7 protein-coding genes and 1 pseudogene are annotated in these 16,611 nt (G+C 67.9%); 7 read left to right on the top strand and 1 reads right to left on the bottom strand.

From position 1 onward, the window contains the following. The first annotated feature begins 92 nt into the window (after positions 1-92). The 6 genes from rpoB to tuf all read left to right on the top strand — a co-directional run bounded on the left by rpoB (position 93) and on the right by tuf (position 12,617). Positions 93-3,578 (top strand): DNA-directed RNA polymerase subunit beta, encoded by a 3,486-nt coding sequence (gene rpoB / locus R2S09_RS30195; RefSeq protein WP_306190394.1) that lies wholly within the window; start codon positions 93-95, stop codon positions 3,576-3,578. A gap of 100 nt (positions 3,579-3,678) precedes the next feature. Beyond that, positions 3,679-7,578 carry a DNA-directed RNA polymerase subunit beta' gene (locus R2S09_RS30190; RefSeq protein WP_306190395.1) on the top strand — a complete coding sequence of 1,300 codons (3,900 nt, stop codon included), beginning with the start codon at positions 3,679-3,681 and terminating at the stop codon, positions 7,576-7,578. Positions 7,579-8,247: 669 nt separating this feature from the next. Further along, positions 8,248-8,619 carry a 30S ribosomal protein S12 gene (gene rpsL, locus R2S09_RS30185; protein ID WP_003948652.1) on the top strand — a complete coding sequence of 124 codons (372 nt, stop codon included), beginning with the start codon at positions 8,248-8,250 and terminating at the stop codon, positions 8,617-8,619. 2 nt (positions 8,620-8,621) lie between these two features. Next, positions 8,622-9,092, top strand: coding sequence for a 30S ribosomal protein S7 (rpsG, locus tag R2S09_RS30180; RefSeq protein WP_003992340.1), 471 nt, complete (start codon positions 8,622-8,624; stop codon positions 9,090-9,092). Between the two features lie 39 nt (positions 9,093-9,131). Then, positions 9,132-11,258: an elongation factor G gene (gene fusA, locus R2S09_RS30175; protein WP_306190396.1), complete on the top strand. Its 2,127-nt coding sequence runs from the start codon at positions 9,132-9,134 to the stop codon at positions 11,256-11,258. A 165-nt stretch (positions 11,259-11,423) separates the two neighbouring features. Beyond that, on the top strand, positions 11,424-12,617 hold the full coding sequence (gene tuf / locus R2S09_RS30170; RefSeq protein WP_086726249.1) for an elongation factor Tu: 1,194 nt from the start codon (positions 11,424-11,426) through the stop codon (positions 12,615-12,617). Positions 12,618-12,890: 273 nt separating this feature from the next. Here the strand turns inward: tuf and R2S09_RS30165 are convergent. After that, positions 12,891-13,184 (bottom strand): annotated as a pseudogene (locus R2S09_RS30165) (S1 family peptidase); the annotation flags it as partial. A gap of 224 nt (positions 13,185-13,408) precedes the next feature. Between R2S09_RS30165 and R2S09_RS30160 the strand changes: the two are divergent. Next, on the top strand, positions 13,409-16,558 hold the full coding sequence (locus R2S09_RS30160) for a glycosyl hydrolase 115 family protein (protein ID WP_316744449.1): 3,150 nt from the start codon (positions 13,409-13,411) through the stop codon (positions 16,556-16,558). Positions 16,559-16,611: the final 53 nt, after the last annotated feature.

Genomic DNA, 16,611 nt, shown 5'->3' with positions numbered 1-16,611 from the left:
CCTTTTGGCCACATAGGGCACCGTCTGTCCCGGCGCGTGGGAGAGGGGCCGGTACGCGCGTAGTGAGTCCGAGCCCTCGGAAGGACCCCCTCTTGGCCGCCTCGCGCAACGCCTCGACCGCGAATATGAACAACGGCGCCAGCACCGCCCCGCTGCGCATCTCCTTTGCAAAGATCAAGGAGCCCCTCGAGGTTCCGAACCTTCTCGCGCTGCAAACCGAGAGCTTCGACTGGCTGCTCGGCAACGACGCGTGGAAGGCTCGCGTCGAGGCGGCTCTGGAGTCCGGTCAGGACGTCCCCACCAAGTCCGGTCTGGAGGAGATCTTCGAGGAGATCTCCCCGATCGAGGACTTCTCCGGGTCGATGTCGCTGACGTTCCGCGACCACCGCTTCGAGCCCCCGAAGAACTCGATCGACGAGTGCAAGGAGCGCGACTTCACGTACGCCGCCCCGCTCTTCGTCACGGCCGAGTTCACCAACAACGAGACCGGCGAGATCAAGTCCCAGACCGTCTTCATGGGCGACTTCCCGCTCATGACGAACAAGGGCACCTTCGTCATCAACGGCACCGAGCGTGTCGTGGTGTCGCAGCTGGTCCGTTCCCCCGGTGTCTACTTCGACTCCTCCATCGACAAGACCTCCGACAAGGACATCTTCTCCGCCAAGATCATCCCGTCCCGGGGTGCCTGGCTGGAGATGGAGATCGACAAGCGCGACATGGTCGGTGTCCGCATCGACCGCAAGCGCAAGCAGTCGGTCACCGTCCTGCTCAAGGCGCTCGGCTGGACCAACGAGCAGATCCTCGAGGAGTTCGGCGAGTACGAGTCGATGCGCGCCACCCTGGAGAAGGACCACACCCAGGGCCAGGACGACGCGCTGCTCGACATCTACCGCAAGCTGCGCCCGGGCGAGCCCCCCACGCGTGAGGCCGCGCAGACGCTGCTGGAGAACCTCTACTTCAACCCCAAGCGCTACGACCTCGCCAAGGTCGGCCGCTACAAGGTCAACAAGAAGCTGGGTACGGACACCCCGCTGGACGCGGGCATCCTGACCGTCGAGGACATCATCTCGTCGATCAAGTACCTGGTGAAGCTGCACGCCGGCGAGACCGAGACGGTCGGTGACAACGGCCAGCCGGTCGTCGTCGAGACCGACGACATCGACCACTTCGGCAACCGCCGCCTGCGCAGCGTCGGCGAGCTCATCCAGAACCAGGTCCGCACGGGTCTGGCCCGCATGGAGCGCGTCGTCCGCGAGCGCATGACCACGCAGGACGTCGAGGCGATCACGCCGCAGACCCTGATCAACATCCGGCCGGTCGTCGCCTCCATCAAGGAGTTCTTCGGCACCAGCCAGCTGTCCCAGTTCATGGACCAGAACAACCCGCTCTCCGGGCTGACGCACAAGCGGCGTCTGTCCGCGCTGGGCCCGGGTGGTCTCTCCCGTGAGCGGGCCGGCTTCGAGGTCCGTGACGTGCACCCCTCGCACTACGGCCGTATGTGTCCGATCGAGACGCCGGAAGGCCCGAACATCGGTCTGATCGGTTCGCTCGCCTCCTACGGCCGGGTCAACGCGTTCGGTTTCGTCGAGACCCCGTACCGCAAGGTCATCGACGGCCAGGTCACCGACGAGGTCGACTACCTGACCGCCGACGAGGAGGACCGCTTCGTCATCGCGCAGGCCAACGCCACGCTGAACGACGAACTCCGGTTCGCCGAGGCGCGTGTCCTGGTCCGCCGCCGTGGCGGTGAGGTCGACTACGTCAGCCCCGAGGACGTGGACTACATGGACGTCTCGCCGCGCCAGATGGTGTCGGTCGCGACCGCCATGATCCCCTTCCTCGAGCACGACGACGCCAACCGTGCCCTCATGGGCGCGAACATGATGCGGCAGGCCGTGCCGCTGATCAAGAGCGAGTCGCCGCTCGTCGGCACCGGCATGGAGTACCGCTCCGCGGTCGACGCCGGCGACGTGGTCAAGGCCGAGAAGGCGGGTGTGGTCCAGGAGGTCTCCGCGGACTACATCACCACCGCCAACGACGACGGCACGTACATCACGTACCGCCTGGCCAAGTTCGCCCGGTCCAACCAGGGCACCTCGGTCAACCAGAAGGTCATCGTCAACGAGGGCGACCACGTCGTCGTCGGCCAGGTGCTGGCCGACGGCCCGGCCACCCAGAACGGCGAGATGGCGCTCGGCAAGAACCTGCTCGTGGCGTTCATGCCGTGGGAGGGTCACAACTACGAGGACGCGATCATCCTGTCGCAGCGCCTCGTGCAGGACGACGTCCTCTCCTCGATCCACATCGAGGAGCACGAGGTCGACGCCCGTGACACCAAGCTCGGCCCCGAGGAGATCACCCGGGACATCCCGAACGTCTCCGAGGAGGTCCTCGCCGACCTCGACGAGCGCGGCATCATCCGCATCGGTGCCGAGGTCGTCGCCGGTGACATCCTCGTCGGCAAGGTCACGCCCAAGGGTGAGACCGAGCTGACCCCCGAGGAGCGCCTGCTGCGTGCCATCTTCGGTGAGAAGGCCCGTGAGGTCCGTGACACCTCGCTGAAGGTGCCGCACGGCGAGATCGGCAAGATCATCGGCGTGCGCGTCTTCGACCGCGAGGAGGGCGACGAGCTGCCGCCGGGCGTGAACCAGCTGGTCCGCGTCTACGTGGCGCAGAAGCGCAAGATCACTGACGGTGACAAGCTCGCCGGCCGCCACGGCAACAAGGGTGTCATCTCCAAGATCCTGCCGATCGAGGACATGCCGTTCCTGGAGGACGGCACCCCGGTCGACATCATCCTCAACCCGCTGGGTGTCCCGTCCCGAATGAACCCGGGACAGGTCCTGGAGATCCACCTCGGCTGGCTCGCCAGCCAGGGCTGGGATGTCTCCGGCCTGGCGGACGAGTGGGCGCAGCGCCTCCAGGCGATCGGCGCGGACCAGGTCGACCCGCGGACCAACGTGGCGACCCCGGTCTTCGACGGCGCCCGCGAGGACGAGCTGGCCGGTCTGCTGGAGAACACGCTGCCCAACCGCGACGGCGACCGCATGGTCCTCCCGTCCGGCAAGGCCCGGCTGTTCGACGGCCGCTCCGGTGAGCCGTTCCCGGACCCGATCTCGGTCGGCTACATGTACATCCTGAAGCTGCACCACCTGGTCGACGACAAGCTGCACGCCCGCTCGACCGGTCCGTACTCGATGATCACCCAGCAGCCGCTGGGTGGTAAGGCCCAGTTCGGTGGCCAGCGGTTCGGTGAGATGGAGGTGTGGGCACTCGAGGCATACGGTGCCGCCTACGCCCTCCAGGAGCTGCTGACCATCAAGTCCGACGACGTCACCGGCCGTGTGAAGGTCTACGAGGCGATCGTCAAGGGCGAGAACATCCCCGAGCCCGGCATCCCCGAGTCCTTCAAGGTGCTCATCAAGGAGATGCAGTCCCTGTGCCTGAACGTGGAGGTGCTGTCCAGCGACGGTATGTCCATCGAGATGCGCGACACCGACGAGGATGTCTTCCGCGCTGCGGAGGAGCTCGGCATCGACCTGTCCCGGCGCGAGCCGAGCAGCGTCGAAGAGGTCTGACGGGAGTCCGGCCGGGGCCCTGACCCACAAGGGCCCCGCCGACCCCCAGGCCCCCGTTTCAGACCAAAGACTTAACGACCCTGAGAGGGATTGACGCATAGTGCTCGACGTCAACTTCTTCGACGAGCTCCGGATCGGCCTGGCCACCGCTGACGACATCCGTCAGTGGAGCCACGGCGAGGTCAAGAAGCCCGAGACCATCAACTACCGCACCCTCAAGCCCGAGAAGGACGGCCTCTTCTGCGAGAAGATCTTCGGCCCCACCCGGGACTGGGAGTGCTACTGCGGCAAGTACAAGCGCGTCCGCTTCAAGGGCATCATCTGTGAGCGCTGCGGTGTCGAGGTCACCCGCGCCAAGGTGCGCCGTGAGCGGATGGGCCACATCGAGCTGGCCGCGCCCGTCACGCACATCTGGTACTTCAAGGGCGTCCCGTCGCGCCTGGGCTACCTGCTCGACCTGGCTCCGAAGGACCTGGAGAAGGTCATCTACTTCGCGGCGTACATGATCACGTACGTCGACGAGGAGCGCCGCACCCGCGACCTGCCCTCGCTGGAGGCCCATGTCTCCGTCGAGCGCCAGCAGATCGAGCAGCGCCGCGACGCCGACCTGGAGGCCCGCGCCAAGAAGCTCGAGTCCGACCTGGCCGAGCTGGAGGCCGAGGGCGCCAAGGCCGACGTGCGCCGCAAGGTGCGCGAGGGTGCCGAGCGCGAGATGAAGCAGCTGCGCGACCGTGCGCAGCGCGAGATCGACCGCCTCGACGAGGTGTGGACCCGGTTCAAGAACCTCAAGGTCCAGGACCTCGAGGGCGACGAGCTGCTCTACCGCGAGCTGCGTGACCGCTTCGGCACGTACTTCGACGGTTCGATGGGTGCCGCGGCGCTGCAGAAGCGCCTGGAGTCCTTCGACCTGGAGGAGGAGGCGGAGAAGCTCCGCGAGATCATCCGCACCGGCAAGGGCCAGAAGAAGACCCGTGCCCTGAAGCGGCTGAAGGTCGTCTCCGCGTTCCTGCAGACCTCCAACAGCCCCAAGGGCATGGTCCTGGACTGCGTCCCGGTCATCCCGCCGGACCTGCGTCCGATGGTGCAGCTGGACGGTGGCCGCTTCGCGACCTCCGACCTGAACGACCTGTACCGCCGTGTCATCAACCGCAACAACCGCCTGAAGCGGCTTCTCGACCTCGGCGCGCCCGAGATCATCGTGAACAACGAGAAGCGCATGCTCCAGGAGGCCGTCGACGCGCTCTTCGACAACGGCCGCCGCGGCCGCCCGGTCACGGGTCCCGGCAACCGTCCGCTGAAGTCGCTGTCCGACATGCTCAAGGGCAAGCAGGGCCGCTTCCGCCAGAACCTGCTCGGCAAGCGAGTCGACTACTCGGCCCGTTCCGTGATCGTCGTCGGTCCGCAGCTGAAGCTGCACCAGTGCGGTCTGCCGAAGGCGATGGCGCTGGAGCTGTTCAAGCCGTTCGTGATGAAGCGCCTGGTCGACCTGAACCACGCGCAGAACATCAAGAGCGCCAAGCGCATGGTCGAGCGCGGCCGCACGGTCGTGTACGACGTGCTGGAAGAGGTCATCGCGGAGCACCCGGTTCTGCTGAACCGTGCGCCCACGCTGCACCGCCTCGGCATCCAGGCCTTCGAGCCGCAGCTGGTCGAGGGCAAGGCCATCCAGATCCACCCGCTCGTCTGCACCGCGTTCAACGCGGACTTCGACGGTGACCAGATGGCCGTGCACCTGCCGCTGTCCGCGGAGGCGCAGGCCGAGGCCCGCATCCTGATGCTGTCCTCGAACAACATCCTCAAGCCCGCCGACGGCCGTCCGGTGACGATGCCGACCCAGGACATGGTCCTCGGTCTGTTCTTCCTGACCACCGACGGCGAGATGCGGGACGTCAAGGGCGAGGGCCGTTCGTTCGCGTCGGTCGCCGAGGCGATCATGGCGTTCGACGCCGGCGAGCTGTCCCTGCAGTCCAAGGTGGACATCCGCTTCCCGGTGGGCACCATCCCGCCGCGCGGCTGGACCCCGCCGGTGGCCGAGGAGGGCGAGCCGGAGTACCAGACCGGCGACAGCTTCCGTCTGAGGACCACGCTGGGCCGCGCGCTCTTCAACGAGCTGCTGCCCGAGGACTACCCGTTCGTCGACTACGAGGTCGGCAAGAAGCAGCTCTCCGAGATCGTCAACGACCTCGCCGAGCGCTACCCGAAGGTCATCGTGGCGGCGACGCTCGACAACCTGAAGGCGTCCGGCTTCTACTGGGCGACCCGTTCCGGTGTCACCGTGGCCATCTCCGACGTCGTCGTTCCCGAGGCGAAGAAGGAGATCGTCCGCGGCTACGAGGCGCAGGACGAGAAGGTCCAGAAGCAGTACGAGCGCGGTCTGATCACCAAGGACGAGCGCACGCAGGAGCTCATCGCGATCTGGACCAAGGCGACCAACGAGGTCGCCGAGGCGATGAACGACAACTTCCCGAAGACCAACCCGATCTTCATGATGGTGAACTCGGGTGCACGAGGCAACATGATGCAGATGCGTCAGATTGCCGGTATGCGTGGTCTGGTGTCGAACGCGAAGAACGAGACCATCCCGCGTCCGATCAAGGCGTCCTTCCGCGAGGGTCTGTCCGTGCTGGAGTACTTCATCTCCACGCACGGTGCCCGTAAGGGTCTGGCGGACACCGCTCTGCGTACCGCCGATTCGGGTTACCTCACCCGTCGTCTGGTGGACGTCTCGCAGGACGTCATCATCCGCGAGGAGGACTGCGGCACCGACCGCGGTCTCAAGCTCCACATCGCGGAGCGCGGCGCGGACGGCGTGCTGCGCAAGGCGGACAACGTCGAGACGTCCGTGTACGCGCGCTGCCTCGCCGAGGACATCGTGGTCGACGGCCAGGTGCTGGCTCCGGCCGGCACCGACCTGGGCGACGTGCTCATCGAGGAGCTGGTCTCCCGCGGTGTCGAGGAGGTCAAGACCCGCTCGGTCCTGACCTGCGAGTCCGCCGTCGGTACCTGCGCGATGTGCTACGGCCGTTCGCTGGCCACCGGCAAGCTGGTCGACATCGGTGAGGCGGTCGGCATCATCGCCGCCCAGTCCATCGGTGAGCCCGGTACCCAGCTGACGATGCGTACCTTCCACACCGGTGGTGTGGCCGGTGACGACATCACCCAGGGTCTGCCCCGTGTCGTCGAGCTCTTCGAGGCCCGTACCCCGAAGGGTGTCGCCCCGATCTCCGAGGCCTCCGGCCGCGTGCGGATCGAGGAGACCGAGAAGACCAAGAAGCTCGTCGTCACCCCGGACGACGGCAGCGACGAGACGGCGTACCCGATCTCGAAGCGCGCCCGTCTGAAGGTCGAGGAGGGCGACCACGTCGAGGTGGGCCAGCAGCTCACCGTGGGTACCCAGAACCCGCACGACGTGCTGCGCATCCTGGGGCAGCGTGCCGTCCAGGTCCACCTGGTCGGCGAGGTCCAGAAGGTGTACAACTCGCAGGGCGTGTCGATCCACGACAAGCACATCGAGATCATCATCCGGCAGATGCTCCGCCGGGTGACGATCATCGAGTCCGGCGACGCCGAGCTGCTGCCCGGCGAGCTGGTCGAGCGCTCGAAGTTCGAGACCGAGAACCGTCGTGTGGTCCAGGAGGGCGGTCACCCGGCCTCCGGTCGTCCGCAGCTGATGGGTATCACCAAGGCCTCGCTGGCGACGGAGTCCTGGCTGTCGGCCGCCTCCTTCCAGGAGACGACCCGAGTCCTGACGGACGCGGCGATCAACGCCAAGTCCGACAGCCTCATCGGCCTCAAGGAGAACGTCATCATCGGTAAGCTCATCCCGGCCGGTACGGGCCTGTCCCGCTACCGCAACATCCGGGTCGAGCCGACCGAGGAGGCCAAGGCCGCGATGTACTCGGCCGTCGGCTACGACGACATCGACTACTCGCCGTTCGGCACCGGCTCCGGCCAGGCCGTTCCGCTGGAGGACTACGACTACGGTCCGTACAACCAGTAAGCGAGCAGCATGACCGAAGGGCGGCCACCCCGACGGGGTTGCCGCCCTTCGGCCTTTCGGCCGTATGCCGAGCCGTACCGCCGCTCGTAGGCCGTAGGCCATAGGGAGCCGGCCGACGACGGCCGGCCGGCCGACCTGATCCCGGGCCGCCGACGGCCCAGGAGACGGGCGCCGCTCCCTCACGTGCCCCACTGCCTCGGTGCACCCCGCAGACGCCCACAGCGCCCGGTGGGGGCACGGCAGCGCCGCACGGCGCGGCACGCCCCGTACGACGCGAGAACGGGCTCGTGGCCGCCGTACGGCGCGCTCCTGGCTCGCATCGCGCCGTCACCTGTGATAGTGAGGTGAGGATGGGAGCAACCGCAGGCAGGGCGGCGAAGCCGACGCGCGGAGAGTCCCGGCGCGCCGGTGGTGCCGCCTGTGTTCGGGCCGCAGGGCGCTTCTGTTTTGACCGGAGTGAGTGTGCTGGGTACGCTCAGACCTTGTGCCTGGGGTGTGCCCTGGCTTCCGCGCGTGCCTTCAACCGCCAGGGAGCCGTCACCGGCCACCGCAATCTGCGCTTCTTTCTGCCTTGCGGCGGGAGTCCGCGGGATTCGACACACCCGACCGCGTGGGTCGGCGAAGTTCCAGGTTAGCTGTACCCATCGGCACACAGAAACCGGAGAAGTAGTGCCTACGATCCAGCAGCTGGTCCGCAAGGGCCGGCAGGACAAGGTCGAGAAGAACAAGACGCCCGCACTCGAGGGTTCGCCCCAGCGCCGTGGCGTCTGCACGCGTGTGTTCACGACCACCCCGAAGAAGCCGAACTCGGCCCTCCGCAAGGTCGCGCGTGTGCGTCTGACCAGCGGCATCGAGGTCACCGCTTACATTCCGGGTGAGGGACACAACCTGCAGGAGCACTCCATCGTGCTCGTGCGCGGCGGCCGTGTGAAGGACCTGCCGGGTGTTCGCTACAAGATCATCCGCGGCTCGCTCGACACCCAGGGTGTCAAGAACCGCAAGCAGGCTCGCAGCCGTTACGGCGCCAAGAAGGAGAAGTAAGAATGCCTCGTAAGGGCCCCGCCCCGAAGCGCCCGGTCATCATCGACCCGGTCTACGGTTCTCCTCTGGTGACCTCGCTGATCAACAAGGTGCTGCTGAACGGCAAGCGCTCCACCGCCGAGCGCATCGTCTACGGTGCCATGGAGGGTCTGCGTGAGAAGACGGGCAACGACCCGATCATCACGCTGAAGCGCGCGCTGGAGAACATCAAGCCGACCCTCGAGGTCAAGTCCCGCCGTGTCGGTGGCGCCACCTACCAGGTCCCGATCGAGGTCAAGCCCGGTCGTGCCAACACCCTGGCGCTGCGCTGGCTGGTCGGTTACTCCCGCGCCCGTCGCGAGAAGACCATGACCGAGCGTCTGCTCAACGAGCTCCTCGACGCCTCCAACGGCCTCGGTGCCGCTGTGAAGAAGCGCGAGGACACGCACAAGATGGCCGAGTCCAACAAGGCCTTCGCGCACTACCGCTGGTAGTCGCTACCCACATCGAGACCGAGAGAAGACTGAAGCCTTATGGCTACCACTTCACTTGACCTGGCCAAGGTCCGCAACATCGGGATCATGGCCCACATCGACGCGGGCAAGACGACCACCACCGAGCGGATCCTGTTCTACACCGGCGTTTCGTACAAGATCGGTGAGGTCCACGACGGCGCTGCCACCATGGACTGGATGGAGCAGGAGCAGGAGCGTGGCATCACGATCACCTCTGCTGCCACCACCTGCCACTGGCCGCTGGAAGACGTCGACCACACCATCAACATCATCGACACGCCGGGCCACGTCGACTTCACCGTCGAGGTGGAGCGCTCCCTGCGCGTGCTCGACGGTGCCGTGACGGTGTTCGACGGCGTCGCCGGCGTCGAGCCCCAGTCCGAGACGGTGTGGCGTCAGGCGGACCGCTACGGCGTTCCGCGCATCTGCTTCGTCAACAAGCTCGACCGCACCGGTGCCGAGTTCCACCGCTGTGTCGACATGATCTCCGACCGCCTGGGTGCCCAGCCGCTCGTCATGCAGCTGCCGATCGGCGCCGAGGCGGACTTCAAGGGTGTCGTCGACCTGGTGAAGATGAAGGCCCTGGTGTGGTCCGCCGAGGCCACCAAGGGCGAGATGTACGACACCGTCGACATCCCGGCCACGCACACCGAGGCCGCCGAGGAGTGGCGCGGCAAGCTGCTCGAGGCCGTCGCGGAGAACGACGAAGAGCTGATGGAGCTGTACCTGGAGGGCGAGGAGCCCACCGAGGAGCAGCTGTACGCGGCGATCCGTCGTATCACCATCGCCTCCGGCAAGGGCACCGGCACCACGGTCACCCCCGTGTTCTGCGGCACCGCCTTCAAGAACAAGGGTGTCCAGCCGCTGCTCGACGCGGTCGTGCGCTACCTGCCGTCCCCGGTCGACATCGAGGCCATCGAGGGCCACGACGTCAAGGACCCGGAGACGGTCGTCAGGCGCAAGCCGTCCGACGACGAGCCGCTGTCGGCGCTGGCGTTCAAGATCATGAGCGACCCGCACCTCGGCAAGCTCACCTTCGTCCGCGTGTACTCCGGCCGCCTGGAATCCGGCAGCTCCGTGCTGAACTCGGTGAAGGGCAAGAAGGAGCGCATCGGCAAGATCTACCGCATGCACGCCAACAAGCGTGAGGAGATCGACTCGGTGGGCGCCGGCGACATCGTCGCCGTCATGGGCCTGAAGCAGACCACCACCGGTGAGACGCTGTCCGACGACAAGCAGCCGGTGATCCTGGAGTCCATGGACTTCCCGGCGCCGGTCATCCAGGTCGCCATCGAGCCCAAGTCGAAGGGTGACCAGGAGAAGCTGGGCGTCGCGATCCAGCGCCTGGCCGAGGAGGACCCGTCCTTCCAGGTCCACTCGGACGAGGAGACCGGCCAGACCATCATCGGCGGCATGGGCGAGCTGCACCTCGAGGTGCTGGTCGACCGTATGCGCCGTGAGTTCAAGGTCGAGGCCAACGTCGGCAAGCCGCAGGTCGCCTACCGCGAGACGATCCGCAAGTCCGTCGAGAAGGTCGAGTACACCCACAAGAAGCAGACGGGTGGTACCGGCCAGTTCGCCCGCGTCATCATCGCGATCGAGCCGATCGAGGGCGGCGACGCCTCGTACGAGTTCATCAACAAGGTGACCGGTGGCCGTGTGCCGAAGGAGTACATCCCTTCGGTGGACGCCGGTGCGCAGGAGGCCATGCAGTTCGGCATCCTCGCCGGTTACGAGATGACCGGCGTCCGCGTGACGCTGCTCGACGGTGCCTACCACGAGGTCGACTCCTCCGAGCTCGCGTTCAAGATCGCCGGTTCGCAGGCCTTCAAGGAGGCCGCGCGCAAGGCCAGCCCCGTGCTGCTCGAGCCGATGATGGCCGTCGAGGTCACCACGCCCGAGGACTACATGGGTGAGGTCATCGGCGACATCAACTCCCGCCGTGGCCAGATCCAGGCCATGGAGGAGCGGGCGGGTGCCCGCGTCGTGAAGGGCCTCGTGCCCCTCTCGGAGATGTTCGGCTACGTCGGCGACCTGCGCAGCAAGACGTCCGGCCGGGCCAGCTACTCCATGCAGTTCGACTCCTACGCCGAGGTTCCGCGGAACGTCGCCGAGGAGATCATCGCGAAGGCCAAGGGCGAGTAACTCTCCCGAGTTCCAGCCTTTAGGCTTGACTCCGGAGCCTCGTGGGGCATTCCGCCCCTTCCGCAGTGAAGCGGGAGGAATGCCCCGGGGATCCGGGCCATCCAGCAAAGATCACCTGGCGCCGATGAAGTAAGGCGTACAGAACCACTCCACAGGAGGACCCCAGTGGCGAAGGCGAAGTTCGAGCGGACTAAGCCGCACGTCAACATCGGCACCATCGGTCACATCGACCACGGTAAGACGACCCTCACGGCCGCCATTACCAAGGTGCTGCACGACGCGTACCCGGAGCTGAACGAGGCCACCCCGTTCGACAACATCGACAAGGCTCCCGAGGAGCGCCAGCGCGGTATCACCATCTCCATCGCGCACGTCGAGTACCAGACCGAGGCGCGTCACTACGCCCACGTCGACTGCCCGGGTCACGCGGACTACATCAAGAACATGATCACCGGTGCCGCGCAGATGGACGGCGCGATCCTGGTGGTCGCCGCCACCGACGGCCCGATGCCGCAGACCAAGGAGCACGTGCTCCTGGCCCGCCAGGTCGGCGTTCCGTACATCGTGGTCGCCCTCAACAAGTCCGACATGGTGGACGACGAGGAGATCATGGAGCTCGTCGAGCTCGAGGTCCGTGAGCTCCTCTCCGAGTACGAGTTCCCGGGCGACGACCTGCCGGTCGTCCGTGTCTCCGCTCTGAAGGCGCTCGAGGGCGACGAGAAGTGGACCCAGTCCGTGCTCGACCTCATGAACGCCGTCGACACCGCGATCCCGGAGCCGGAGCGCGACGTCGACAAGCCGTTCCTGATGCCGATCGAGGACGTCTTCACCATCACCGGTCGCGGTACGGTCGTCACCGGCCGTATCGAGCGTGGTGTCCTCAAGGTCAACGAGACCGTCGACATCATCGGCATCAAGACCGAGAAGACCTCCACCACGGTCACCGGCATCGAGATGTTCCGCAAGCTGCTCGACGAGGGCCAGGCCGGTGAGAACGTCGGTCTGCTGCTCCGCGGCATCAAGCGCGAGGACGTCGAGCGCGGCCAGGTCATCATCAAGCCGGGCTCGGTCACCCCGCACACCGAGTTCGAGGCGCAGGCCTACATCCTCTCCAAGGACGAGGGTGGCCGCCACACGCCGTTCTTCAACAACTACCGCCCGCAGTTCTACTTCCGTACGACGGACGTGACCGGCGTGGTGACCCTCCCCGAGGGCACCGAGATGGTCATGCCGGGTGACAACACCGAGATGAAGGTGGAGCTCATCCAGCCCGTCGCCATGGAGGAGGGCCTGAAGTTCGCCATCCGTGAGGGTGGCCGGACCGTCGGCGCCGGCCAGGTCACCAAGATCGTCAAGTAACTCCTGACGACCTGACCTGGTAGCTCCTGCGAGCACCCGAGAGGGCCCGTACGACTTCGGTCGTACGGGCCCTTTCGCATGCCTGCGCGATCTTCCGGCCGGGCCGGGCCGCAGCGGGTGACGGCAGCGGCAGGCCCGGGCGGGCCGGTACGGCGGCGGCGGCACGCCCGGGCGGGTCGCAGCGGGGACAGCGGGGACATCGGCGCGCCCGGGTGCCCACCACGGCGCACCCGAGCCCGCCCCCCTGGCGGTCAGCGGCGTATGCCGCGGTTCAAGGTCGTACAGCGGACTGGGCCGCTCGGTGGTCTCCTTCACCCGCACGAGGCCGCGGTCCACCCCGGCGGCCTCCATCAGCGCCCGTGCCGCGGCCGGCCGTACGGCCTCGATCACCACACGGTTGGTGCGCACGTCGACGTACCAGGCCGGGGCGTCGGCGGTCGGGCTGTGCCGGGCCGCCCGGTCCAGGCGGGCCTTGGCGGCGTCCAGTGCGGCCAGGGAGTGCCGTACGACCACGGGCTCGGCACCGCGCGCCCTGATCGCCGGCGCGTCGGTGGCGTCGGTGGTCGCCCGGAGGGTCCTGAGGTGCCGCAACTCCAGCTCCATGGGGGGAGCTTGCTGTGCGGGCGGCGGACGGGCAAGGGGTTGGTCCGGACCATCGGAGGCACGGCGGGCGCGTCCACGCCACCCTTGTTCGAAACTATTCGGCGCGCACGACCCCTGTTCCCCAGGAACCACTCGTCCCACTATTTGTCATGCCGCTAACCAAATTCGAGTGGGAGGGGTGTGGCAGCATGTCTGCGCACGTCAGCCGCAGAGCCGTACTCGGGGCCGGTCTGGCCGCGGTACCGGTGGTGTCGTCGTCGGGAGCCGCCTGGGCGGCGGGAGACGCGGGGAACAAGGACGCGGAGGCGGCCGGCGGCGCAAGCGGCGGGCTGCGGCGGACGGACCCGGGCGAGTACGTCTCCTTCTCGCCCACGCCCCCGGCACCCGGAGCCTTCTCCCTGATCGGCGCCCCCGTCCTGGTCAGCGACGACGACCACCCGGGCGTCGTACGGGCCGCGGCGGACCTGCGCGGCGACATCGAGCGGGTCACGGGCGTACGCCCCGGCAGCACCATCGCCCGCTACGCCGTGCTCGTCGGGACCATCGGCCGCAGCCCGCTGATCGACGGCCTGGTGAAGTCCGGCAAGCTGGACGTCACCGGCGTCCGGGACCGCTGGGAGACCTCCCTCCAGACCGTGGTGGACCACCCGATGCCGGGTGTGGAGCGCGCTCTTGTCATCGCGGGCAGCGACCCGCGCGGCACCATCTTCGGCGCCTACGACGTCTCCTACGGCATCGGAGTCTCCCCCTGGTACTGGTGGGACGACGTGCCGCCGGTGCGCAGGAACCGCGTGTGGATCCTGCCGGGCCGGTTCACGCAGGGCACGCCGACGGTGAAGTACCGGGGCGTGTTCATCAACGACGAGAACCCGGCGCTCGGCACCTGGGCCCCGGAGTACTTCGGACCGGGCAAGGCGGAGGGCTACCCCGGCGGTTTCAACGCCGGCTTCTACGCGAAGGTCTTCGAGCTGCTGCTCCGCCTGAAGGGCAACTACCTCTGGCCGGCGGTGTGGGGCCGTGCCTTCGCCGAGGACGACCCGGACAACCACCGGCGGGCCGCCGAGTACGGCATCGTCATGGGCACCTCCCACGAGGCCCCGATGATGCGCGGCATCGAGGAGTGGAACCGCCACGCGACCGCCGCCGTGCGGGACTCCTCCGGCGCGATCGTCACCCCGGGCCACGACCCCTACGGCGGCACGGGCGAGTGGTCGTACGTACGCAACGCGGAAGCCCTCAAGAAGTACTGGCGGGCCGGCGTCCAGCGCATGGCCGACCAGGGCTTCGAGGGCGTGGTCACCCTCGGGATGCGCGGCAACGGCGACACCAGCCTGCCCGACGGCGACGGCATCGAGCTGATGCGGGAGATCATCGCGGCGCAGCGCCAGATCATCGAGGAGGTCACCGGCAAGGCGGCCGCCGAGACCCCGCAGGTGTGGACGCTGTACAAGGAGGTGCAGCGCTACTGGGACCGCGGACTGAGAGCACCCGACGACGTCACGGTGGTCCTCACGGACGACAACTGGGGCAACATCCGCAAGCACCCGGACCCGGCCGAGGCCGCACGCGGCGGCGGCTACGGCCTGTACTACCACTTCGACTACGTGGGCGCGGGCCGCAACTACAAGTGGGTCGACACGGCCAACATCCGCAACACCTGGGACCAGCTCCACCAGGCCCACGCCTACGGCAACCACGGCCTGTGGGTGGCGAACGTCGGCGACCTGAAGGGCAACGAACTCCCCACGGAGTTCTTCCTCAACTACGCCTGGAACCCGGAGGCCTGGCCGCAGGAACGCCTGCCGGAGTGGGAGCGGCGCTACGCCCGCCAGAACTTCGGCGAGGAGCACTCCGCGGCGATCGCGGACGTACTCGCGGCCTACGGGCGGCTCCAGGCCCGCCGCAAGCCGGAACTGCTCAACCGCCGTATCACGGTCCGGGACGGCAAGCCGGTGAACGACGACCAGCAGACCCCGTACTACTTCGCCCACCGCGAGCTGGAGCGGGTCACCGAGGAGTGGCAGACCCTGGCGAAGAAGGCGGACAGGATCGCCCGCGCGCTGCCCGCCGGCACCCGGGACGCGTGGTTCGAGCTGGTGGGCTACGAGGTGGAGGCCACGGCGAACCTGTACGAGCTGCGTCAGGCGGAGTTCACGAACCTCCTGTACGCGGGACAGGGCCGAGCCGCGACGAACGCCCGCGCGGCGCAGGCGGAGGCCGGCCTCGCCAAGGACCTGTCCCTGGCCGGCCGCTTCAACACGCAGGTGGCGAACGGAAAGTGGAAGGGCTTCCAGACCCAGCCCCACATCGACTACGGAGACGTGGACCGCTACGGCCCGAACGCCCCCTGGCAGCAGCCGGAGAAGGACAACGTCGCGCTCCCGGACGTGCTGTTCCCCGCGGTGAAGCGGATCGACGTGCCGGAGGCGGCCGCGCTGGGCGTGTCGGTGGACGGCGCCGAGGACGCGGGCACGTGGTGGCCGGGCGGTGCGGGCACCGAGGAGGCGAGGCTCCCCGAGTTCAGCCCGTACCAGACCCGCCCGCAGCAGTACGTGGAGATCTTCAACCGGGGCCGTACGTCCTTCGACTACCGCGTCGAGACCTCCGCCCCATGGCTGAAGGCCGACCGCACGAAGGGCCGGGTGGACCAGCAGGTGCGCCTGGAGGTGCGGGCGGACTGGTCGAAGGTCCCGGCCGACGGGGCGACCGGCACACTGACGATCACGGGCGCGGGCAGCACGGTGACCGTCTCCTGCACGGCGAGCAAGCCGTCCACGCGGGTGGCGCGCGGCCTGCGCGGCTTCGTGGAGGCCGGCGGCTACGTCGCGATCGACGCCGAGCACTACGACCGTGCGGTGGGCGAGTGGCGCCGCTTGGACGACATCGGCCGTACGACGTCGGGCATGACTCCGTGGCCGGTGACGGCCCCCCGGCACACCCCCGGCGGCTCCTCCCCCCGCCTGGAGTACGGGGTGACCCTGCTCACCCCGGCCCCGGGCGAGGTGACGGTCTGGGCCGAACTCTCCCCGCGCAACCCCGCACTCGCGGGCGGCCAGGGCGGCCTGCGCTACGCCGTCTCCTTCGACGACCAGACCCCGCAGACGGTCGACATCATCGCGGCCACCGGCTCGGACGACGGCACGATGAACAACCAGTGGGCCAGGAACACCTCGGACAACATCAACCGCACGGCCACCAAGCACACCCTCACGAGCGCGGGCGTCCACCGCCTGAAGTTCTGGATGGTCGACCCGACGGTGGTGGTGCAGCGCCTGCTGATCGACGTGGGCGGGCTGCCGGAGACGTATCTGGGGCCGGTGGAGAGCAGGAGGGCGTGACGCGGGGCGCGTGACGCAGGGCGCCTGACCCCCCTTTTGCCGGAGCCTGTGCC

Origin of the sequence: Streptomyces sp. MK7, from assembly GCF_032658145.1 — a bacterium.
Classification (GTDB): domain Bacteria; phylum Actinomycetota; class Actinomycetes; order Streptomycetales; family Streptomycetaceae; genus Streptomyces; species Streptomyces spiralis.
This window is presented reverse-complemented; position numbering and strand designations above follow the sequence as displayed.